The 24,764-nt window shown below is 39.3% G+C and carries 16 protein-coding genes; 5 read left to right on the top strand and 11 right to left on the bottom strand.

Going from position 1 to position 24,764, the window contains the following annotated elements; all coding sequences use genetic code 11:
• Positions 1–105: 105 nt before the first annotated feature.
• The 5 genes from AC3E9U_RS05495 to AC3E9U_RS05475 form a co-directional block, all read right to left on the bottom strand.
• Entirely contained in the window at positions 106–2,010 is a 1,905-nt protein-coding gene (locus AC3E9U_RS05495; RefSeq protein ID WP_488745904.1) for a putative porin, read from the bottom strand.
• Positions 2,011–2,107: 97 nt separating this feature from the next.
• Entirely contained in the window at positions 2,108–3,139 is a 1,032-nt protein-coding gene (locus AC3E9U_RS05490; RefSeq protein ID WP_488745903.1) for a hypothetical protein, read from the bottom strand.
• Positions 3,140–3,151: 12 nt separating this feature from the next.
• The gene (locus AC3E9U_RS05485; protein ID WP_488745902.1) at positions 3,152–3,982 is read right to left on the bottom strand and encodes a hypothetical protein; all 831 of its coding nucleotides are present in this window, start codon (positions 3,980–3,982) and stop codon (positions 3,152–3,154) included.
• A gap of 23 nt (positions 3,983–4,005) precedes the next feature.
• The gene (locus tag AC3E9U_RS05480) at positions 4,006–5,544 is read right to left on the bottom strand and encodes a SusD/RagB family nutrient-binding outer membrane lipoprotein (RefSeq protein ID WP_488745901.1); all 1,539 of its coding nucleotides are present in this window, start codon (positions 5,542–5,544) and stop codon (positions 4,006–4,008) included.
• Between the two features lie 10 nt (positions 5,545–5,554).
• On the bottom strand, positions 5,555–8,632 hold the full coding sequence (locus AC3E9U_RS05475; RefSeq protein ID WP_488745900.1) for a SusC/RagA family TonB-linked outer membrane protein: 3,078 nt from the start codon (positions 8,630–8,632) through the stop codon (positions 5,555–5,557).
• A 200-nt stretch (positions 8,633–8,832) separates the two neighbouring features.
• Between AC3E9U_RS05475 and rnhB the strand changes: the two genes are divergently transcribed.
• Positions 8,833–9,432, top strand: a complete 600-nt coding sequence (rnhB, locus tag AC3E9U_RS05470; protein WP_488745899.1) for a ribonuclease HII — start codon at positions 8,833–8,835, stop codon at positions 9,430–9,432.
• 81 nt (positions 9,433–9,513) lie between these two features.
• On the opposite strand, the gene lipB is transcribed toward rnhB, so the two are convergent.
• Positions 9,514–10,209, bottom strand: a complete 696-nt coding sequence (gene lipB / locus AC3E9U_RS05465; protein WP_488745898.1) for a lipoyl(octanoyl) transferase LipB — start codon at positions 10,207–10,209, stop codon at positions 9,514–9,516.
• A gap of 7 nt (positions 10,210–10,216) precedes the next feature.
• Positions 10,217–11,020: a hypothetical protein gene (locus AC3E9U_RS05460; protein ID WP_488745897.1), complete on the bottom strand. Its 804-nt coding sequence runs from the start codon at positions 11,018–11,020 to the stop codon at positions 10,217–10,219.
• Positions 11,021–11,278: 258 nt separating this feature from the next.
• Here AC3E9U_RS05460 and lysS point away from each other — a divergent pair, with 258 nt between their 5' ends.
• From lysS to AC3E9U_RS05445, 3 genes are all read left to right on the top strand, one after another.
• The gene (gene lysS, locus AC3E9U_RS05455) at positions 11,279–12,982 is read left to right on the top strand and encodes a lysine--tRNA ligase (RefSeq protein WP_488745896.1); all 1,704 of its coding nucleotides are present in this window, start codon (positions 11,279–11,281) and stop codon (positions 12,980–12,982) included.
• 117 nt (positions 12,983–13,099) lie between these two features.
• The gene (locus AC3E9U_RS05450) at positions 13,100–13,525 is read left to right on the top strand and encodes a DUF4890 domain-containing protein (RefSeq protein WP_488745895.1); all 426 of its coding nucleotides are present in this window, start codon (positions 13,100–13,102) and stop codon (positions 13,523–13,525) included.
• A gap of 86 nt (positions 13,526–13,611) precedes the next feature.
• Positions 13,612–13,977: a hypothetical protein gene (locus tag AC3E9U_RS05445; protein ID WP_488745894.1), complete on the top strand. Its 366-nt coding sequence runs from the start codon at positions 13,612–13,614 to the stop codon at positions 13,975–13,977.
• Between the two features lie 49 nt (positions 13,978–14,026).
• Here the strand turns inward: AC3E9U_RS05445 and hemL are convergent, their stop codons facing one another.
• The 4 genes from hemL to AC3E9U_RS05425 form a co-directional block, all read right to left on the bottom strand.
• A complete protein-coding gene (gene hemL, locus AC3E9U_RS05440; RefSeq protein ID WP_488745893.1) occupies positions 14,027–15,313 on the bottom strand; it encodes a glutamate-1-semialdehyde 2,1-aminomutase in 1,287 nt (428 codons plus the stop codon).
• A gap of 2 nt (positions 15,314–15,315) precedes the next feature.
• Positions 15,316–16,167, bottom strand: coding sequence for a glucosaminidase domain-containing protein (locus AC3E9U_RS05435; RefSeq protein ID WP_488745892.1), 852 nt, complete (start codon positions 16,165–16,167; stop codon positions 15,316–15,318).
• A complete protein-coding gene (locus tag AC3E9U_RS05430) occupies positions 16,164–17,069 on the bottom strand; it encodes a 1-aminocyclopropane-1-carboxylate deaminase/D-cysteine desulfhydrase (protein WP_488745891.1) in 906 nt (301 codons plus the stop codon). The genes AC3E9U_RS05435 and AC3E9U_RS05430 overlap by 4 nt, the downstream gene beginning before the upstream one ends.
• A 77-nt stretch (positions 17,070–17,146) precedes the next feature.
• Complete coding sequence (locus AC3E9U_RS05425; protein WP_488745890.1) at positions 17,147–18,955, bottom strand: T9SS type A sorting domain-containing protein; 1,809 nt, start codon at positions 18,953–18,955, stop codon at positions 17,147–17,149.
• A 512-nt stretch (positions 18,956–19,467) separates the two neighbouring features.
• Here AC3E9U_RS05425 and AC3E9U_RS05420 point away from each other — a divergent pair.
• Positions 19,468–24,723 carry a DUF8693 domain-containing protein gene (locus AC3E9U_RS05420; protein ID WP_488745889.1) on the top strand — a complete coding sequence of 1,752 codons (5,256 nt, stop codon included), beginning with the start codon at positions 19,468–19,470 and terminating at the stop codon, positions 24,721–24,723.
• Positions 24,724–24,764: the final 41 nt, after the last annotated feature.

Below are 24,764 nucleotides of genomic sequence, written 5' to 3'. Positions count from 1 at the left end.
CCAGTGGCATCCCTCCCGCCAAAAACGGGATGGATAGAATAGTCAACGGGAATACCGATTTCAAAATACCCATTCCTTAAACTATCGGAACATTCGCTTCTAAACTTAACTGAAGAAATTCCAGATTACGCCGAAACGGATCATGAAATCACGATATGGATAATTAGGTGCTGTATAGTAGTTATATCCAGAAAAACCGGAGTTAAAGTGTTCTGCCTTCAGGAAAAGCCTAAACGTTCGTATTTTCGCATTTATAAAATAATCCAGCATAGGAAAATCACCAACATCTTTTTGATTCTGGATATAGAATTCGCCTAACAACGGATTATAGTCATTTGCTTTGTATTTGGTGAAATAATTAAATATGACACCGGTCTGAAGGAACAACGCCTTACCGAAGAAATACTCGCTAAAATAAAGGGAGTTTCTGGTAGTGAATTGCGGTACGTTCAGAATATACTCGGATTGTTGAACCTGTTGAAAAAGAAAGGTGTTATCTAAAGCGAATTTACCAAACTTGAATTCATTGGCCGCCTTAATTGATAAATAGTTGATCGTTTTATCATATTGAAAAGGCTTAACAATTAACTGATCTGCGATTCCTTCAGCGTTATAGGTTGGGTTAAAATTGGCAAAATATAAATGATCGTTCAACACGGAATATTGTGCCGAAATATCAAACCATTTGGTCTTTGCTTCGACTTCGATGTTATTGATCTTTTCGTTCTTAAAACTATTATACCAGTTATATTCTTTATAATCGCTTTGGTATAGCACGTAATTAAGGTTAGGTAATTTATTCATTTTCTGATATCGGAACGAGAAGACGTTGTTTTCGTTCAATGTATAGCGAAGGGTGGCATCAATATTGGAAAGCGATTGGTTTGTGATGGAGTTAGACACCAGAAATGTTCCTTTCCATTTATCTTTTTGGTATACATACTGGCCTCCCCAGGTATTGATCTTATCACTGTTCGCATTAGGAATAAAAAAGCCTGAAGACTGAATAACAGTTCTGTGATAATAATAATTATATTGATAATCTTCAACGAAGAAATTAAAGTCACCTAAAATCTTATGCGAGTAAGCGGCTCCAATCTTGTTATATATTCGGTTGTAACGTGTCTTGTCGTTAATGAACGAGGTATAGCTTTCGCCGAAACGACTGCTGGGCCCCATGGAAAACTCAAAGAACTTATATTCGTAGTTGAACTGGTGGTTCAACACAATGCTGCTTGGCGTCTTGTTCAGCTTGAAGGAATGATCTACGAAGAAGCGGTTTCCTTTCAGGAGCGATTGAGCATCGTAGAAATATACATCAAGACGTGATCGCTCACGATACAGATCGTCTCCACTTTCAAATTGCGAAAGCACCTGTATTCCTCCGTTTTCCTGATTCGTAAAATCCTGCGTGGTGATATGCGCCCTCAGAAAATAACGTTTATCAGTGGTGTTATAACTTGTAATAAATTTGAAGTTCCCTGTACTGGAAAGCTGGTTTTGGTATTTCCCTAAGGAACGGAGCCCTTTATACCCAACAGCTATATTAAGGTTCTTGTTTATATTGGCAGAAAGGAATGCATCAAGATTTTGTCCTTGTTCCATAACCGATCTGTAATAAAGGTCGCTATAAGGGGTTGGAACATTGTAATAACTAATATCGCGGACTTCAAGATAGTTAAAGTGCTTTCCGAGAAATCCGAATTCCGGAAAAGGGTTAAAATGAGTCATTCCGAAATCCAAAGTATTATATGTCTGTCCTTCGTTAAGAAACGGCAATAGTCCGAATATATCTTTCCGAAGGTAATTAGCTTTGTACTCACGTTTAATGGTAAGTGCCGTATCTACAATGGTAGTGTCTTTTTCTATGGAAATGATTTTATATAAATCAACGGTCGCTTTCTTTTCAGCACTCCCTTTTGCAGCATTCTTCTGCAACTGCAAATCATCATCCTGTGCATAGGCAGACAACGCACATAAAAATAACAAACAGAAAAGACTATGTCTCATAAATTTTGATTAGAGCACAAAGGTAATCAGATTTACATAACTTTTTAAAATAAAAAAGCCCCACCGAAGTGAGGCTTTAATTATTTTTCAGAAATAATTATTTTCTGTTTTTTCTTGATTTCAATTTGAAATCAGCCATTCTACCTTGAGCTAAAACGTTTCCATCAGCATCTTGTAACTCATAAGTGCTACCAGTTTTGATTAAAACACCAGCAAGTTGGTATGCATCAGCAAAACCTTCGTTTGCTCCACCTAAACTGTATTTAAATACATCATCGATGTTAACTTCATGCATCCAAACACCAGGCTTAGCCATAGTAACTTTCATTTTGAATAGAATGTCTTCTGCAGGTACATCTGTAGAAGGCGTAGCGTTAGACCAGAAACTTGGAACGATGAAGTAAACTCCGTCAGGAGCAGTTTCAGGAAGCGTTAATGTAGCAGGACAACCAGTATAATCGTCAGCAACAACATTGAATCCTTGATCATATAATTCTAAGTCGAAGTCAAATGTACATAAATCATGCTCATTAGCACCGCTATCATCTTTGTAAACAGCAGGAACTAAAGTACCATGAGAATTTGCAACCGTTTGAGTCCAGTCAGCAACAGCAACAAAGTCATTTGAAGTTTTGTTGTTAACTGTGATGGTGATGATCTCAGAAGCTGGATCAACTTTACCGTTTGCGTTACCCATAGAGATTAACTTCAACTTGATAGTCTCAGTTCCTTCCGGCAATAAATCAAAAATAGGCGTAACGTCTACTGTATGAGTTGATGCATAAGCAGGGAAGAACACTTTATGTCCGATCAATCCCCATCCATCATCGATGTTTGTTTCATCATCAGTAGTAGGATCTGCATCTCCCTCAACTGTATAGTCTCTGAAGTTTGCAGTACCACCAACTAACTCAAGTTTAAAATCCATTCTTTTGTTAAGTGGAGTGTCTGTGTTCAACACAAGGTTTACCACTTCACCTTCTTCAACCGTAAAGTTAGTTTCCTCAACAGTAACTGTTGGTTTGAACGTTCTTTGATCTGCAGTCTCGTTTTCATCATCATTACATGATACAAGAGAACCTATGACAGCAGCAGCAAAAACGAATCTATAATTAAATAGTTTTCTCATTGTCATTATTTTTTAATTAATTCTTGTATATCTGCTTACATACTGTCTGTTACCAGCTGTGAATGTTACTTCATATCTGATTTCAAAAGTGTTCGCATCAATCATATGACCATCTGTACCATCCGTAGTCAAGCCATAAACTTCGTTTGAATATGTACCTTGAGCTAAATTTTGATGAGGAACAGTCATGTCACCACAGATGTCAATGAAGTTATATCCTTGATCTGGTGCAATTGTACCTGGTAAATAAGTAGCAGTTGTAACCGTTTTGAATGTATTCACATCAACTAAAGTGATTGCTTCAGGAGCTGGGAAATTTCTAACAAAACCGTCATTTCTAGTACATCTTGTTTGGTAGTTACCAGCCAATTGAGACTGACATCCAACGAAAACGATTCTTAATCTGTTGTACTGAGAACCAACAACAGCACCTTCTGCTCCTGTAAGGTTTAAGATCAACTCAGTTTTTGCAGTAGGGTTCAATTGCCCTGTGTTCACCAATAATGGGAAGTTAGCAAATGTACCGTTAGGTTGAATCGTAACAATACCAGACTGATCAACAAAATCAAACTCAACTCCTTCAGTAGCTGTAGAAGCAGGATCGATTTCATAATGAACCGTAATTGGAGACGTAGGATTTTGACCGTTTCCTGTACCGATTACAGATACCGGGAAACCTCTTTCCACAGCACCTAAATCTTCAAAATAAGCAACTGACTCAAAAGAAGAGGCAAAACCTACAACTTTAGGACCATTCGAAAAATCCTGTTCTGTTTTGATATCATCATCAGTACAGGCAACTGTAGCAGCTGCTAAGATTAATAAAGACATTAACTTTTTCATAACTTATAATTTTTGTGTTTATATTATGGTGCAAACCAGAATGGACCTGAAGTATAACAGTCAGTAACTGTTTGTGCAGGCACATTAGCCGTGTTGCTTGAAATCTCAGAAATTGGATACATCAATCTACGAGGTTTGTGGTTTCCATCCGGAGTTACCGAATTCAAAGGCATTGGAATATTAGCATCGATTAGAGGAATACCACCTTTACGAGCTCTTGTATACTCGATAAAGATCTCAGCTCCATTGATACCATTTAAAGCGATACTTTTCTGATAGAAAATTGCTTCCAATTGTTGTTCAGGAGTGGCACCGATTGCACCATATCCTTTTCCAGCTACAAGGTTAACAGAGCTAATGTAAGCCGTTGGATCACCAGCACCTAACTGATTGTAAGAAGCAGCGATTGCAGCATCAAATAATGTCTGAGCGTCACCGGCTAAATAACCTTTGTGAACCGCTTCAGCCTGCAATAACAAACTTTCTGACAATAACATCATGTAACCATCTTGCTCAGAGCTGATAACCAAACCTGGGCCTAAAGAAGAAATGTTAGTTGGTGCATTTCCTTCTGGAACTGAAGCATCACCTTGCTCAACACCAACGATAGTTCCACCGATTGGAGCGAATAGTCTTCCTCTTCTAGCATCCGTTGGACCAACATTCAACTGATCAGCGATGTAAGCAGAAGCTCTTCTGAAACGGAAAGCCGTTCTTTCAGCTCTTGTTGGATCAGTTACCGGTTTAAGGTCATACATCAAGTTATACCAAGGGTTTTGTCTGCTGTCGCTACCATTTGAATAACCAGGGTTGATTGTAACATCCTGATCAACAAAAGACGCAGAAGACAACTCAGCAAATTCATTAGCTAAATAAGTTGTAGTTTCAGCATCATTCAACTCAGATTGTCTTAACAAGATTCTAAGTTTCAAAGTGTTAGCAAATTTTTTCCAACCTGCCATATCTCCACCTAAAATAACGTCCTCACTTCCAACTGATCTTGTAGAAGAAGTTGGGTTATCAATCATGTGAATAGCAGTTTCTAACTGTACTACTAAATCTCTATAGATCGCTTTATCATCATCATAAGCAGGCGACAAATTATTTAAAAATAAATGAGCCTGGCTATAAGGAACGTCTCCATACAAATCTACCAAATATTGGAAGTAGAATGTCTTACAAATCATAGCAATAGCTTTATGATTCTCAAAGTTTGGAGCAGGGTGATTGATAATTCTTGTGAATTCTCCGGTTCCTCTGTAAACACCATCCCAGATATCATCATAGAAGTTGTTACTTAAAAAGATTCCGAATTCTTCAGCATAACCTCCTGTAAAAGAGTTTACGTTCGCTCCCCAGTTGTTCATAAATACGTTTCCATATTCATTCATACGTCTAGTTAAGTTTCTGTATGAATCCGACTGAGCTGCCGCAAGCGACAAGTTTGGCGTAACCAAAGAAGCATCAGCATTATCGGATGAATCATTCACATCCAAATAATCGCTACATGAAAATAGCATGAAACCAGCTATTAACGGTAATATAAATTTAATTCTCTTCATTTCTTTTCAATTAAAAAGTTAGATTAACATTGAAACCGAAAGTTCTAGTAGCAGGATACTGACCTGTTACCGCTAAACCTTGATCATTCCCACTAGATCTAGATTGCTCAGGATCGTGGTAACCTCTGTTTTCTTTAGGTAAAACAATGAACGGATTTCTTGCATTAACACCAAAACGCAAAGAAGATAAACCAGCTCTTTCAATCATTTTTGATGGTAAAGAATAGCTTAATGACAACTCTCTAACTTTAAACGCAGTTGCATCTAACACCATATTTTCCTGAACAGCTCTGTACTCATTTGAGAAATAGTTCAAATAAGAAGTATAAGTGTTACCTCCAGTTACAACAGATGTATTTGCCTCATAAACACCATCTCCGTCTGTATCAACAGAAGAGTTAGGGAAAATGAATCCTGAACGACCGTTTTCAGCAGACTCCACTAAGTGACCTGACCAAGACATCCAGTCTTTGTTACCAGCCCAGAATTGGTGACCTGTTCTGTAATCCATTACCGCAGCTAAACGAATACCTTTGTATTCAACTGAAGTATTATAGTTGATGATGTAATCAGGAGTAGCTTTACCTAATGTTTTGTACTCAGTTGTACGTACTGGGTTACCAGTATTAGGATCAATAATTACTCTACCTTGATCATCTCTTTCGTAAGCGATACCTTTAATTAATGGGAACTCTTCTCCTTCTTCTGCGAAGATACCTACTCCGTTTCCAGAGAAGTTAACTAATGCAACTGATTTAGCATCTGGTGCAGCTTTGTCTACGATAGACTCACTGTGCGTATAACCTACTCTGTTTTCCCAGATCAAGTTCTCAGTTTTAACAGGGATAAAACCTAATTCCAACTCATAACCTGTAGTTGTCATTTCCCCTACGTTACCTCTAACCGTATTAAAACCTGTAGCAGCAGAAACCGATCTGTTTGTAATCAAGTCAGTAGTTTTTGTTTGGTAGAAAGATCCATCAAATGTTAATCTATCACCAAAGAAACCTAATGTTAAACCAGCCTCTAAAGTTGCCATAAACTCAGGTTTGATCTTAGAATCAGTAGGAGTTCTGTTATATGTAAACGAGTTCAAGCTTCCGAACGGATAACCAGTTCCCGCAACATAAAGATCATTAATATCATTAACACCAATATTAGATGAGTTACCTACTTTTACCCATGATCCATAGATTTTAGCATAGTTCAACACTTTGTTGTTTTTCAAACCTTCGAATGCCTTTGTAGGAATGAATGAAACCCCTACTGAAGGATAGAAATAGTTATCTTTTTCAGCACCGTGTAAAACAGAGTTCCAGTCATTTCTTCCTGTTAAGTTCAAGTTCAAGAATTCTTTGTAGCTTAAATCCACGTTTCCGAAGAAACCGAATCTTCTTTGTCTTGTATAACTGTTAGATCTTCTAACCTCACCTGTAACGTTTGAAATGTTATACAAACCAGGGATAGTTAAGTTATCTCCACCAACACTAACACTTTGAGTGTAAAGATCCTGAATGTTGTTACCAAGATTAGCTTTTAAATCTAAATCCTGAGTCAATTTGTAATCAAAGTTCACTAAGAAATCACTGTAGAATCTTCTTGAATTAGAATTACTTGCATCGAAAGAGGAAACCACATTGTGATCACCACCCCCAACTTGAATCAAATCTACCCATGCATTAGTATGACTTCTTGCATTAGATTGAGTAACCTGGATACTTGGAGTAAATACAAAGTTAATGTTTTTATTTAACTCGTAGTTTAAAGTAACGATACCACTGAAATAGTCAGATCTGTTGTCATTACGTACGTTATCTCTTAACCAGTAAGGGTTATTGTAGTAAGAAGTCCAGTGACCATCCTGACCTGAGTTCTCGAAACGCTCAACAGGAATGTTTGAAGCCGTTTGTAATAAGTCTGTAAACAAGTTAGAAGAAGTCTGACTAGATTTTTGAGTAATATAATTTGTATTACCTTCTACTGTCCATCTTCCCATTTTCTTACCTCCTTTAAAGATAAAAGAGTTTCTCATTAACATATCACCCTCAACAACAAACTCAGTGTTTTGTCTGTTAGCAGAAAGGGAAACATATCCGTTTTCGATATCACCTCCACTGATTGCAAAACCTGTTTGAAGGATTGTTCCAGTGTTGAAGAATTTTTTGATATTATCTTTGATTGGGCTATATGGAGACATGATGTAAGAACCATCTGCCTGAGCTAAACCTACTGGTCTAACTACACCGTCCATTTCAGCACCCCAACCACCGTTCTCGTAAGAAACGTGTTGTCCGTTCCATCCTTGTCCGTAACGCTCTTGTCTTTGAGGAACAAAAGATACTTCTTCGAAGTCAATAGCTGAGTTAACAGAAACGTTTAACTTACCGCTTTTTGCACCTCTTTTAGTCGTAACAACGATTACACCGTTCACCCCTAAATCTCCGTAAAGAGCCGCTCCTTGAGCACCTTTCAAAATGTTAGTTGACTCGATCATCTCAGGAGCCATTGATTGTAAGATACTAGCTGTAGAAACAACGTTATCAATAACAATCAACGCCTGGTTGTTACCAGAAATTGAACGGGTACCACGTAATACGATACGTGTTGTAGCATTTACACCATTATTTGTAGTGTTAATTTGCAAACCTGTTACCTTACCTGCTAATGACTGAACAACGTTCGGGTTAGCAGCTTGTGTTAATTCTTTTGCTTTTACCACCTGGTTAGAAGACGTGATCTGATCTTGTCTTTTCTTAATACCCATTGTAGTAATAACAACTTCCGTTAACGCTTTAGACTCGCTAGCCATCTGAACGTTAACTTTGTTCGATGCCCCAACGGTCATCGAAGATTCTTTCATACCAATGAAAGTAAACACTAAAACTTCGCCAGTTTTAGCTTTGATGGTATAATTACCATCCATGTCAGTTTGTGTTCCGCGTGTTGTACCCTTAACGGCAACGCTCACACCTGGCAACGGCAAACCACCCTCGGTTACTGTACCAGTAATAGTTTTCTCCTGTGCGAAGGAAAACTGCATTGAAAACGCCAGCAATAGCGCAAAAATCCATTTAAACTTCGATCTCATACTAAATTTATTTGAGTTAGTTATTTCGCAAACTTCTTAATAATTTCTTAAATAACCAAATATTACTACAGAATAATACTATCAACCACGTGTTAAATTATTTACGAAATAAAAACGAAATAAACAAGAAACACCTCAATAAAAGACAAACATCTTAATAATCAACCCCTATTTTTATATTTTTGCAAAAAAATAAAAGAATGCTACTCAAGAATTTTTCCGATTTTATTTTGGAAGCAGGTACCGACGAGGCCGGGAGAGGCTGTTTGGCCGGACCGGTTACCGCAGCTGCCGTTATTCTCCCTGAAGGATTCACTTCCGAATTACTTAACGATTCCAAACAACTTTCAGAAAAAACAAGAGAAAGACTCAAACCCCTTATTGAAAACGAAGCAATTGCTTTCCAAGTAGTTCACCTGGAACCAAAAATCATCGACAAGATCAACATCCTAAATGCATCCATCAAAGCCATGCAGGAATGTATCATTAATCTAAAAACCACTCCGGAGTACATTATTGTAGACGGCAACCGCTTTAAACCGGTCAACAATATTCCTCACAGTTGCATTGTAAAAGGAGACAGCAAATACCTAAGCATTGCCGCAGCATCCATTTTAGCAAAAACTTACCGGGATGAATACATGGACCGCATCCACGAAGAGTTCCCAATGTACAACTGGAAAAAAAACAAAGGCTATCCAACCGAAGAACACAGGGAAGCGATTCGCAAATATGGTGTAACAAAATACCACCGCATTTCCTTCCGTTTATTACCCGAACAACTAAAGTTAGAACTTTAAAACAAAAAAGGCAGGAATCAAAAATTCCTACCTATTATATAATCAAAAAATCGCTTTCCTTTTTTACTTATTCCTTCACAGCTAAACGATTTCCGCTTCAAACAAATCAGCAAAATGTTTCACAATTTTCTGTTTCACCTCCTGCTCGTCGACCGCCTTTCCAAGTTCTACATGCATTGAAGTCACCGCCTTACCCTTTATGCCACATGGGATAATATTATCAAAGTAACCCAGATCCGCATTAACGTTTAGTGCAAAACCGTGCATGGTCACCCAACGGGAAGCACGAACCCCCATAGCGCAGATTTTTCTCGCAAATGGCGTACCTACACCCAACCAAACTCCGGTTTCCCCTTCGCTTCGTTCGCAGGACAATCCGTATTCGGCTAAGGTCAGAATTATCGCTTCTTCCAGCAATCGAAGATATTTATGGATATCGGTGAAGAAATTCTCCAGATCCAAAATCGGATAACCCACAATCTGACCGGGACCATGATAGGTAATATCTCCACCCCTGTTAATCTTATAAAAGGTCGCACCTTTTTCAGCCAATTGTTTTTCTGACAGAAGTAAGTTTGAAAAATCCCCACTCTTCCCTAACGTATATACATGCGGATGTTCCACGTATAAAAAATGGTTCGGCGTAACAATTGCAGATTCTTCCCTTCTGTTTTTAATTTTGATGTCAAGAATTTCCTGAAACAGGTTTTCCTGAAAATCCCAGGTTTCTTTATAATCCTTAAATCCCAGATCTTGGAACTGTACTTTCTTATTCATAATTCACTTATTCTAATTCCACTTCAAAATTCAGATTCTTACTTTCCATGTATTCTTTCATAGGGTAAGATAATATCACCGTTCTTTTGTCGTCACCAATTTTTGCATCAGGAACGGAAATCTTCTTCACCTTTCTAGGGAAAGTAACTTTCATAATATAATTCGACTCCTGATAAATCATTTCCATCGATTGCGCCATTTGGTTTGAAAGCGCTTCCGCGTCCTCTGTACTAACCCCTTCCTTAGCAAAACTTTTTGCATATTCTGCCTGAAGCTCTTCTTTGGTCATCACAGTAACTTGTTTACTGAATTTTTTCCCGTCGAATGCATATTGGGTCACTCCGTCGTTCTTTGGCGTAGCACCCTGTACCGGATTTTTACTCTTTGGTTGAACATCTGAAAGCGCATTCACCGGAGAAACCATATTCTGAAGTTCGGTTATGTTTTTAAAATCGGAATACATATCAAAAAGAAACTCCTGTTTCTTTTCACTGATTACCATGTGGCAGGTAAATTTTTCCATCTTCTTGATTTTCTCCTGTTCTTCTTTCGGCAGTTTGGCAATACTGTCTTTTTTGGAAGCATAAATCGAAGCCATTGCAAAAGTAGAATCAATATCTTTCGACTTTCCGTTCTTTGACGACCCCATTCCCCCCATTTCCTTACCGACCATCGACATCACTTTAGACATATCGAATCGATAATTGATCTTTCCGGAATTATCTGCATTAAAATTGACGCTTTCCGTAATGACACAACTTGTCATGGAACCAGCAAAAGCAACAAGAAGCAAGAGTATTCTTTTTTTCATTTCAAAAAATTTTCTCAAAAATACAAAATACTTCACGAATAGCCCTGATGGGAGCGGCATCCTTTTTTAAATGTTTTTTTCAAACATTAAAAAAGATACAGCAGACAGCAGGAACATGGATCACAAAAATTCCCGAACCATTCCGCTCCTGAAAACAAGCTTTACAATTTCCAACACGAACAATTTTGCAACTTTCCAACTTTTGCGACTTTGAAACTTATATAGTATCTTTGCACCCTTAAAATAAACATAAGAATTATGCAACTTTCAGAACAAGAAATCATCAGAAGAGAGAAATTGAGCAAGTTGAGAGAACTTGGCATCAATCCGTATCCGGCAAATTTGTTTCCCGTAAACCATACGTCGAAGCAGATAAAGGACGCTTTTGAAGAAGGCAAGAAGGTTGTGGTAGCCGGGCGTTTAATGAGTGTACGCGATCAGGGGAAAGCCTCTTTTGCCGAACTTCAGGACAGCGAAGGCCGAATTCAGGCTTATTTTAACCGTGATGTGATTTGCGAAGGTGATGACAAAACGCTTTACAATACCGTTTTCAAAAAACTGACGGATTTAGGCGACTTTATCGGAATTGAAGGTGAATTGTTCACGACTCAGGTGGGAGCAAAATGTATCCGCGTTTCTAATTTTACTTTCTTAAGCAAAACTTTACGCCCGTTGCCTTTACCGAAAATGGACGAAGAAGGAAATGTATTTGACGCATTCACCGATCCGGAATTGCGCTACCGTATGCGTTATGTGGATTTGGTGGTGAACCCGCAGGTAAAAGAAGTATTCATGAAGCGAACAAAACTGTTCACTGCAATGCGTACCTTCTTTAACGGAGCCGGTTATATGGAAGTGGAAACTCCTGTACTGCAATCGATTCCGGGTGGAGCATCGGCAAGACCATTTATCACACACCACAATTCATTGGACATTCCTTTATATATGCGAATTGCCAATGAGCTATATTTAAAAAGATTAATCGTAGGTGGTTTTGAAGGAGTATACGAGTTTTCGAAGAACTTCCGTAACGAAGGAATGGACCGAACGCACAATCCTGAATTTACTGCAATGGAAATCTATGTAGCTTACAAAGACTACAACTGGATGATGGAATTCACGGAAAACCTTTTGGAATACTGCGCATTACAAGTGAACGGAACCACTGACGCAACTTTTGGTGAGCACCAAGTTAACTTCAAAGCACCTTATGCCAGAGTTACGATGACCGACGCGATCAAACAATTTACAGGTTTTGACATTTCCGGAAAATCGGAAGCGGAATTATTCGACGCAGCGAAAGGAATGGGAATCGAAGTGGATGATACCATGGGTAAAGGGAAACTGATTGATGAGATTTTCGGCGCGAAATGCGAAGGAAACTTTATACAGCCAACTTTCATCACGGATTATCCGAAAGAAATGTCACCATTGTGTAAATCACACCGTGACAATCCGGAACTGACTGAGCGTTTTGAATTAATGGTATGCGGAAAAGAAATCGCAAATGCTTACTCGGAATTGAACGATCCGATTGACCAAAGAGAGCGTTTTGAAGCACAATTAAAACTATCAGAAAGAGGTGATGATGAAGCAGGGCAATTTATCGACGAAGATTTCTTAAGAGCATTGGAATATGGGATGCCGCCTACATCAGGTTTAGGTATCGGAATGGACCGCTTGATCATGTTCTTAACTAACAATGCTTCAATCCAGGAAGTTTTGTTCTTCCCGCAAATGCGTCCGGAGAAAAAAACAATCCAGATTGAATTGGAAGTCGAAGAGAAACTGATTGTGGAACTGCTTCAAAAACACGAAAACAGAATGGAACTGTCTGAACTTAAGATCAAAGCTTCTCTTAGTAGCAAAAAATGGGATAAAGCCATGAAAACGTTAGCGCAACACGGATTAACATCGGTAACTGTAAACGGCGACAGCAAGTTTGTTGCCTTGAAAGACTAAAACCACAAGAACATCTATAGTCAGTAAGGAGCTCATTTTGAGCTCCTTTTTTATTTTCCGATTAAACCTTTTAAACTTTGGATTGTCCTACCTCCGTAACACAAAAAAACTAAAGAGATGAAAAACGTGATTATTGCAGTTGCCCTTATGATTTCAGTGGCAACTTTTGCACAGGACAGAAAAATGCACCGGGAAGAATTTACTGCTGAACAAAAAGCCGAATTACAGGTAAAAAAAATGACATTGGAATTGGACTTAAACGACAAGCAGCAAAAAGACATGAAAAAGCTTTTGACCGAGCAAAATAAAAAACGTCAGGAAGCAAGGGCGAAACATCAGGAAATGAAGGATTCTGACAAGAAACCAACCAACGATGAGATGTTCGCCATGAAGAGCAAAATGCTGGATGATCAAATCGCTTTTAAAGCGGAAATGAAAAAAATCCTTTCCGAAAAACAGATGGAGCAATGGAAGGAGCTAAAAGAAGACAGGATGGAACAGATGAAGGAAAGAAAACAGATGAGATATCACAAAAATCATTAAACCGATAATTATTTCACTTAAATTTTGGATTTCATACATTTTTATTTAGTTTTGGGGAATATAACTATTAACCACAAATAAAAATTATGAAAAAAATAATTACCCTTTTTGTATTGTTTTTAGCTTTTTCAATAAACGCTTCAGCTCAAGACAAATCTGTTGGATACGAAATCAGCGCCAAGAAAGATCTTGAACAACTGATGAATGTTGTTAAGCTTGACAACAACATGCAAATGGCAATCTACAATTTGTTCATAAAAAAATACCAGGAATTAGATGCTCCTGAAATGACACAAGCAAGAAGACTTGAAATCACTTCAATCATCGATGCTAAATTGAGATCTTCTTTAACAAACGATCAGATGATTACTTTAGAAAAACACAAAGATCTTTACGCTCAGATGATTGCACAAGTACCTGCTGAAACTGCAACAGCTAAGAAGAAAAAATAATTTCTGAACAAGCATAAAAAAACCACCATTTCACTGGTGGTTTTTTTTATTATAATTCTTTTGCTACCTTATTTACTACGCTGATCGTAAAATCTAAATCCTCATACGTCAGCGCATCAGTAATAAACCATGTTTCGTAGGCAGAAGGCGCAATATAAACTCCTTCTCTCAGCAATCCGTGGAAAAACTTTTTAAAAGTTTCATTGTCACCCTTCCCTGCGGTTTGAAAATCATAAACCGGCTCAGCATCAAAATGCACTGAAATCATTGATCCGACACGATTTATAGTATACACAACGTTATTATCGGTTAAAACTTTCGCAATTCCATTTTCCAAATAAGCAGTTTTCTCTTCCAAACGGGTAAATAATCCGGCATCCGAATTAATTTCCTGAAGCATTGCCAAACCAGCCGCCATTGCCAATGGATTCCCCGACAATGTCCCGGCTTGGTAAACCGGACCAACCGGAGCTAAATAATCCATAATTTCGTTTCGGGCTGCAAATGCGCCTACCGGCAAACCGCCTCCAATTACTTTTCCGAAGCAAACAATATCAGCAGTGATTCCGAATAATTCCTGTGCACCCCCTTTAGCCAGACGAAATCCGGTCATAACTTCATCAAAAATAAGCAACACGCCATTTTCATTACAAAGTTGACGTAAACCTTCCAAAAACCCCTTTTTCGGCGGAATACATCCCATATTACCGGCAACCGGTTCAATGATGATCGCAGCAATTTCATTTTTATTCGCTTCAAACAATTGCTTCACATTTTCAAGATCATTATAACGAGCCAAAAGCGTATCTTTTGCAGTCCCGGCTGTTACGCCCGGACTATTCGGCGAACCGAAAGTTACAGCACCACTTCCCGCCTGAATCAAAAACGAATCCGAGTGACCATGATAACATCCCGAAAACTTAACAATCTTATCTCTTTTAGTATATCCGCGGGCCAGTCGTATAGCACTCATACATGCCTCTGTCCCTGAATTCACAAAACGTATTTTATCAATATTCGGAACCATTGAAACTGCCAGAGCGGCGATTTCAGTTTCCAAAGCGGTTGGCATCCCAAATGAAGTTCCTTTTTTTGCTTTTTCGATAACAGCACTTACTACAGGCTCGAAAGCATGTCCTAAAAGCATTGGCCCCCAGGAATTGATATAATCGATCAATCGGTTTCCGTCTTCATCATACAAATAAGGACCTTTGGCTTCTTTTACAAAAATAGGAGTTCCCCCTACTGCTTTAAAAGCCCTTACTGGAGAATTGACACCACCTGGAATTACTTTTGCAGCCTCGACAAATAGCTGACTACTTCTCTGATATAACATTATTATGATTTTATTTTAAGAATTTGACCTATGGCTATTGAATTATCCGAAAGTTTATTCATGTTTATTAACTCATCAACGGTAATATTAAATTTCCTGGAGATAGAATACAATGTATCTCCCTGTGAAACCCTGTACGACTTATCATCCATTTGCGCTACCGGCGTTTTTGCAATTGGTTTATAACCCGATCCCAAAACTTCTTCGTCTACTTTATACAGTTCATAACGCTCAATAAGCCCTATAAGTTTTTCAGGATACTTTACATCTGTGGCATAACCCGCAGCGCGTAAACCTTTGGCCCATTCGACATAATCTCCTTTATCTAACCTGAACAGATTGGCATAGCGGCTTCGGGTTGTCAGAAACAAAGAATGGTCACGGTACGATTCCGCAGACTGCTCATATTTACGGAAACATTCCTGTTCGGCATCATCATCATGACGAACACTTTCTCCGGTCCATCCTGCATGGCATTTAATCCCGAAATGATTATTCGCTTTTTGAGCCAGAACACCTGTTCCGGCGCCTGATTCCAAAACCCCCTGTGCTAAAGTAATACTGGCCGGTATTCCGTGTTTACGCATGTTATCTTTTGCGATCTCTTTATATTGTTCGATATATTCCCGAACCAATTCCGGAGTCACCGAAATCTTGGAAGTCGCTTCCAGAACTTCAGATCTGCTTCCTCCTTGAGTTGGCTTATCATTCTGTTTAACAGTAACTACAGGCTTTTTCGCCGTTACGGCCTTGGTTTTATTAGGACGTGTCGAGGTAGTTCGTACTTTAGTAGTCGAGCCACAACTGCAAATCGCTAAAAAAAGAAATAAAATAAAAATCCGTTTCAATATCATATATAGTTTAGCAGTGGTAAACGCTTCTTTTCCAAAAGGAGGTTCATCCCTTTACATCCCTGTAGACCACCTGTATGAACAGCAAGTATTCGGGAACCATCAGCAAAATACCCTTTTTTTATTAAATCAAAAATTCCAAACATCATCTTCCCGGTATAAATCGGATCTAAAGGAATCCCGTAGGTATCATAGAACTCATTTAAAAAAAGTATTAATTCTTCAGACACCTTGCCATATCCTCCGAAATGATACTCAGTGATTAATTCCCAGTTATCATTATTTTTTGCAAATCTACGAATATCATCCGATAAAAAATCCCCCTTCAACGAAGGGAATCCCATCGCTTTTTGATTTTCATTCAGTGAATTGATTATCCCGGATAAAGTCCCTCCTGTTCCTACAGCACAACATACATGGGTAAACCGAGCATCTTCCTCTGTTAAAATCTCTTCACAACCTTTTACCGCGAGCTCATTCGTCCCTCCTTCCGGCAAGAGATAAAAATCTCCATATACTGATTTTAAATTTTCCGCAAACTCCGGAGTTCCTTTTTGACGGAAATCCTCACGCGAAAGGAAAATAAACTCCATACCGTTTTGTCTTGCAAACGACAAAGTAGGATTTTCATCAATTTTACCCTTTAGTTCTTCTCCTCTGATAATCCCTATAGTTTTAAAGCCATATTTCTTACCAGCGGCCGCAACGGCAGCAATATGATTGGAAAATGCACCTCCAAATGTCAAGAGTGTTTTAAATCCTTTTGATTCAGCCGCAACAAGATTATATTTTAGCTTCCGAAATTTATTCCCCGAAATCTCAGGATCAAGCAAATCTTCCCGCTTTAAAAAAAGTAAAATCCTTTTTGTGTCCGAAATAGTAATTTGCTGATTGTATGATTGCATCGCCCAAAGATAATATATATAAACAAAAAAAGTGCAACCTTAACAGCTGCACTTATATTCTTTCATTTTGAACTGTATTAGTTTTTCACCAACACTTTTACGCCCATTTCTTTATTATCGCTAGAATTCAATCTAACAACATACACCCCATCACTCAAATTCGATGTTGGGAATGAATATTCTGCATTAGCGCCTAATTTGCTTTTTGTAAACACTAATTTACCAGCAATATCATAAACCGCAACCGATGCCAGATCGATCATTTGAGGGTTGGCAATGTTCAGACTTTTAACACCATTGTTTTGATATACAGTCAGACTTCCGGCAAGTGCATTATCCTGAGACGACAATGTATTGTCTCTGAAAGTAATTTCAAATCTATCCTTTACGTTGCCGGCCGGTAATGTAATCTCAAAGAAATTATTTTTAATATCATGATACAAACCTGTGGACTTGTCATACAAATAAACATTCTCAGCATCTGTAAAATTAATCACATTCCCTACAGTAACTTTAAATGTAGTCTGACCTGCCGCTTTGAAAGCGAACGGAATTCTTTTCTCGATACCGAACGGAAGTGTAGAAATAACATACTGACTAGTTGCATCCAATGGGAAATAAGCATCATTTGGTAAATTATCTTCCGGAACTTTCGCATCCATCCCCATATCAAATCCATCTGTAGCATCACCTTTAAACGCTAATGCCACCTCTCTTGTATACTGATTATTTAAAGTGGTATGGATTTTAATTTGAGGTAATTCTTTGTTAGAATACTGTGTATAATCAACTCCGGCCACATTTTGTATTTCCTGCCATCTTCCATCGTTTGCAGTTCTTTCAAACTGTGAATTGTTAGCAGCTCCCTCTTTCACAAAAACGCGATAGGAATTTTTCATCTGAACCGTACCCGCTCCGGTTCCTTCAATCATAAAACCCTGACCGATCGGACTGAACATTCTTTTATATGTACTGCCTGTAGAAACACCACTAGTATTTAATGTTCCGTCAGGATTATAAGTATTCCATGTTGCTGCAGTATAAGTTCCCGGGGAATAATCACCGTTATTTGCCACATATACTCCATAACCTCCTTGGTAATCAATTAAAATATGAGAATTTACTGCATCATTGTGTTCCCAGAAATAAGCCGAGCCATTGGTAACCGCCAAGTTCGCAGGGTCTCTTAAAAACAGATTAAGGTTAATAGCAGAAGGATAAGGATTTCCGGTCAAAGTTCTCATACTTGCCGCTACCGTGATTCCGATATTACCGTCATTTGGTTTTCCACGGAAATCGTAACGCTGGTTTGCACCCGGATTATTAATACTGGTTCCATCGGTCCCTTTCATGGTAAAACCCTGACCTGCATCAATAGTATTTGCACTTCCGACAAAAACCCAATTTGAATAGGCATTGGAAGTTATAAATTTGTATATCCATTGATTGGAAATTGTAAATGGAGAGGCCGTCCCGTTATAACCGGATGTTATCGCCGGATCAGCCGAGGTAATCAAACCTGTAATATCTTTTAGTTGTGTAATTCCAAAAGGATTATTGACCGAGGTCGCAGAAAGCACATTCCCTACTGGCGAACACCAATAGTTATAATCAAAACCATCAGCAGTTCCTTCCTGATATACGGAAAGGCTACCTACTCCTTTATTGGCTCCTGAAGCAACCGTCCCTTGAAGCAATTGCGCATCATTTCTCAGATACATATTACTAGTTGCCGCATTTAACTCGACATCCCCCTTAACAAACAACTGCTCATTACTTACGAACACGTAACTGTTAGGACTAACATACATTTGAGCAAAAAGCTCTGATTGATTGAACATTACCACAGCTAGCAATAATGTTCCTTTGAGTAATTTTGACTTCATAGACTTTGGGTATTTGGGATTACTTATACTATTGATTCACAAATATAATTTATTTTCACAAAACTTTTACACATATTACTTTAAATCGATTAAATCTTTGAAAAAACGATTAAAAGTTTTTCAGACAATACTTACAGTTTGAATTTCAGCATTTTTAGCGAAATATCTCTTTTACACAGATAAGATGCAAAGCGTTATTTTTTTCAAAACTATTTGCACTACAAAACCTACATTATATTATTTTTTAACAAGTTAATTCTTTCAAATTAAGTTTTAAAAATAACTTTATTCTGTTATTTTGTTATTTTTTGCAATTTAAAAAAGATTTTCTTAAAAAAAAATAAATCGACGAAAACCACAAAATCACCGCTATAAAGCGGTTTTGAATTATCCTTAAAGAAGGGAAAACAATTGTGCGATATTTTTAACAAACAAGACGCAACCTTGAAGAATATATTACAATTAAAGCTTTTTGCTATATATTTACAAATATGAGATTTAAAACCTACGTTATGAAGAAAAATTACGCAAATCGAATTCCAAAAACTGAGCAAGAAAGATCCTGCCTTTCTACAGCGATTCAAAAAATGAAAGCCGTTACCCTCTCAGGTAAAATATCTTCATTTCTTATTTTGATCTTATTGATTTTATCTGCAGACCAACTATCTGCTCAGGTTAACACATACACCACATCGGGTTCATGGGTTTGTCCAGCCGGAGTTACGTCAGTCCGCGTGGAAGCGTGGGGAGGCGGTGGCGCCGGAGGAGGTTCAAATCCAGCCAATGGCTCGGCCGGTGGCGGTGGTGGAGCCGGGGCTTATGCCAGACGGAACAGTATTACTGTAGTACCCGGAGCAACTTACAATTTTACAATTTCACCTGCAGCAACAAGCGCAGCAGCTTCAAACGGAGGTGACGGAACCACAGTTACTGCCACCATCAATGGCGTAACCATTACGGCAGACGGCGGAAAAGGAGGAGCAAAAGGTGACTCTGGTGCTGGTGGTAATGGAGGATTAGCAACAAGCAGCGTTGGAGATTTCACTTCAAATGGAGGAAATGGAGCGGCAGGAGTTTTAGGATCAATTTCAGGAGGCGGTGGCGGCTCCGGAGGAGGAGGAGGCAACGGAGGAAACTCAGGAGGTCTTGCCGGCGGAAGTGCCGGTGTCCCAGGAGGCTTCACTGGTGGAGCTGCAGGAGCTAATGGCAAAAACAATGTTACAGGCACCGGAAACCCCGGGTCGACACCAGGAGCTGGTGGCTCAGGTGGATATGGAAAATCAGGAGGCTCCGGTAATGCTGGAGGAACTGGCGGTGCTGGTCAGATTAAATTCACCTACACCTGTCCTACCCTAACCGTAGATGCAGGTCCCGATCAAACTTTAACTACTTGCGCAACAACCGCTACGTTAGCCGGAAATGCAGCTCCAACCGGAGCAGCAGGAACATGGACATTGGTTTCGGGCACAGCTACCATAACAACACCTTCATCCCCTACTTCAGGGGTTACAGGATTGGTTCCGGGAAGTTCAGCAACTTTGCAGTGGACCATAGCAAACGGATCTTGTGGCAATATATCTGACACGGTTGTACTAACAACTCCAATCGGACCGGGTTGTTACACCTATTGTACTGCGGGAGGTGGTACAGCCGCAACTTCTTATATCTCCAATGTAACTTTAAACACCATCAACCAAAATAATGCAGCATGGGGCGGCTATCGTGATTACTACCCTACTGTATCTACGAACGTTACTCAAGGAATTAATTACACGATCAGTGTGCAGATTTGGAACCAAACTACTTCTAAGAAAAACATATCAGCATGGATTGACTGGAACAATAATGGTGTATACGATATCGCCAGCGAAACTATATTATCCACAAGTTCCACTGTAGCCTCAGCTCAGAGCGTCACTTTAACAAACACCTTTACAGTTCCTATCGCAGCTGTAGTTAACGTAAGCCGACTTCGTGTTGAATTAGCTTTCGATACAGAAGGTGTAGCAGCCCCTTGTAACACAAACAGCTTAACTGATGTTCAGGACTATAAAGTCAATGTACTATTAGGTTCTGCTTGTGCTGCACCTACTGCACAGCCAACCGCTTTGACATTAACCCCTACCGGAACAACAATATCAGGCTCATTCTCTGCAGCCGTACCACCTGCTGACAGCTATTTAGTGGTAATCAACACTACTGGTGTAGCACCATCACCTGTTAACGGTACAACTTACACTATTGGCGGCACAGTGGGCGCAGGAAATACGGTGGTAGATACTGATAGCAATACTTCTTTTTCAGTTGGAAGTTTATCAAACCTAACCACTTACTATATTTTTGTTTTTTCATACAATAATTTATGTCTTGGCGGTCCTATTTACAGAACAATTACACCATTAAATGGCTCAACCACAACAACAGCCGCGTCACCGGTCTATTGTACGCCGTCCGTGGGTGCCGGTTTTGAAAGTTTGACCTATTTCACTAACATCAGTTTTGTAGGAACATTGAACGACACATCAAACAACTCTACTTACTCTTCATCACCAAGAGGATATCAGGATTTTACCGGACTTGGAACTATTGCACAGCAAGCACAAGGTGAAGGTGTCAACATATCAACCCAAACAACCAATAGAGGTTACCTTAAAGCATGGGTAGACTGGAACAATGACGGTGACTTTGCAGACGCAGGGGAAAAGGTGTATGACGTAGGAGGAATTGCGTCCTACTCAACAACATTCGGTTTCGTAATTCCTTCAGCTCAGCCGATCGGAAACTACAGAGTACGTATCCGTATAAGCAAAGACGACTCTGTTTTCCCAATTGACCCGGATGCAATCTCAACTTTTGACCAGTGTCAGAATATTAATTATTACGGAGAAACAGAAGACTATCTTTTTAGGGTTGTAGCAAGCTGTTCAGCACTAATCACTTCAGTTACTGACGGAAACACCTGCGGAACAGGAACTGTAAACTTAAACACTACCGGTTCAGGCGCACCGACAGAATTCAGATGGTACAATGCACTTACCGGAGGCTCCCTTGTGGCAACAACAGCTACCGGAACATGGACAACACCTTCTTTATCAAGCACAACTACCTATTATGTGACTGCCTATAATGGATGTGAATCATTGGTAAGAACTCCTATTGTAGCAAAAGTAAGCCCAATACCAACTTTGAGCTTTACTCCAACTACCCCAGAGGTTTGTGGAGAAAATATCGTATTGGCTTTAACTGCTTCAGGAGATACAGAACAAGTATACCTTATCAATGAGGCTTTCAATAGCGGCTTAGGGGTCTTTACAAATCAAAACATTGTTAGTAACAGCGCCACGATCAACGGAAAAACGATGTGGCAAAACAGAACAAGTACTTTTGTACCTGCTGAACAGGTATGGTTCCCTGCAATCTCATCCGGTTTTGGCGCCAATAAATTTGTTATGGCCACTTCCGATGTAGGTTCTTACGTAACTCACAATGCGTTAATTTCACCGACGGTTAACTCAACTTCATTTACCGATTTAACGTTGAGTTTAAAAATGTTCTACTCAAGATACTATATCGACGGAGCAAACTTAACACTGGATTATGTTACCGTTGATGTTTCAACTAACGGCGGAGGATCATGGACCGAGTTAGAAAGATTTACAGCGGATGTAGGTTTCGGAACAAAATTCATCACCAAAACCTATAACTTAAACGCGTATGTTAACCAAGCCAATTTAAAAGTAAGAGTACGCTATTACGGAGAATGGTGTGATGGTGTTGCCATTGACAATATAGACCTGTACGGAACAAAACCTTTAAACACGGCGTTCAACTGGTCAGGCGCTTCATTACCTGATGCATATTCGGATCCGGCATGTACTATCCCTTACGTTGCAGGAACTCCGGCAGTAACGGTCTACGTAAAACCAACATTGGCCCAATTAGAAATGAACTCGTATACATTTACTGCGAGTGCTATATTAGCAAACGGATGTTCTGCCAGTACACCGATTACAATCACAAACAAATCCAAAGTATGGAAAGGAACCGTTTCAACAGACTGGAATAATCCGAATAACTGGTCCCCTGTTGGAGTGCCCGACGCAAACACTTGTGTAATCATCCCGGCCAATTCAATAATTTCAGGAAGCGGCTATAATGCTTACGGAAAAAACCTTACCATTAAAAATACCGGTAATCTTGAGTTACAATCCTCCAACAACTTAACAATTACCGAGTGGGTGAAAAATGAAGGAGGAATCTTTAACATCAAAAACAGCGGTAGCTTAGTACAAATCAACAATGTTGCCAATACCGGCAACATGAACATGGAGAGAATCTCGCAACCAATGTATAGTTTGGATTACACCTACTGGCACTCACCTGTTACAGCAGCTTCAGGTTACACCTTAGGCAATCTGACCACTGCAACCGGCTTCATTTGGAATTACACCACTACGCAAGCGGGTGGAAACGGAATTTGGACAAACCAAAGCGCTGCCACAGTGATGAGCCCGACAAGAGGATACATTGCCAGAGCACCTCTGGCCTTCCCTACCAGCGGAGCAAAACAAACCCAAACAGTGAATTTCATCGGAGTACCGAACAATGGAAACATCACTATGCCAATTTCTAAAGGAACAAACGCCAACATTGGAACATCGGTAGGCGGTGCTATCATCACAGATGCGGATGATGAATGGAATTTAATCGGAAACCCTTACCCGTCTGCAATTGACATTGTATCTTTCCTAAACAATGCTGCAAACACACCGGTAGTCGACGGAACCGTATATCTTTGGACACATAATACTGTTCCATCGTCAGCCATTCCGGATCCTTTCTACGGCGATTATGTTCTGAATTATACCGCGAACGATTACGCAACTGTAAATTCATTAGGAGCAACTAGTACGGCAGCTACAGGAGGATTAACGCCTACTCGATATATTAATGCCGGACAATCATTCTTTATCCGACCTGCTGCAGGAGTAGCCAACGGAACCACTACCAATGCAACTTTCAACAACAGCATGCGTGTGACGAATAACAATAATAATTTCTTCAGAACAGGAGACGAACCGTCTACACCTAACGGATTCTCGGCACAAAGAGTTTGGTTAAACTTATCAAACAACCACGGAGGATTCAGTCAGATATTAGTGGGTTATGCCGAGGGAGCAACACTTGGATGGGACAGAGGATTGGACGGAGAAGCCTTAGCCAGCAACGCCGTTAAGTTCTATTCCTTTACTGAAGATAAAAAACTAACTATTCAGGGACGTCCTTATCCGTTCGTTCAGGAAGACATTGTACCGCTGGGCTTCAAAACGACAGCACAAGATAATTACACAATTGGTATTGATCATCTTGATCAGGAGTTCAACAACCAGAACATCTATCTTGAAGACTTAACTTTAAATATAGTTCACGATTTAAAACGTAGTCCGTACAGCTTCACTTCAGAACAGGGAACTTTTGACAACCGTTTTGTATTGCGCTATACAGAAAACACATTAAGCAATGACGAAATCAATGCAATTGAAAATTCGCTGCTTGTATACAACAATGGTAAGATCAATGTCAAATCGACATTAGAACCGATAAAAGAAATAACGGTTTACGATGTATTAGGAAGAACATTGGGTAACTACAAAAAAGTAAACAGTAACGATTTTGAAGTTAAGAACTTAAATCCGACAACTAAAACCCTCATTGTAAAAACAGAACTGACAAATGGTGCTGTAGTCACCAAAAAGATAATTTTCTAAAAAACCTTACAAAAACACTAAAAGCCTCGAAAATTCGAGGC

This window comes from Flavobacterium sp. 21.1, assembly GCF_057801535.1.
Note: the sequence above shows the minus strand (reverse complement) of the source record. Positions and strands in the feature narration are given on the sequence as shown.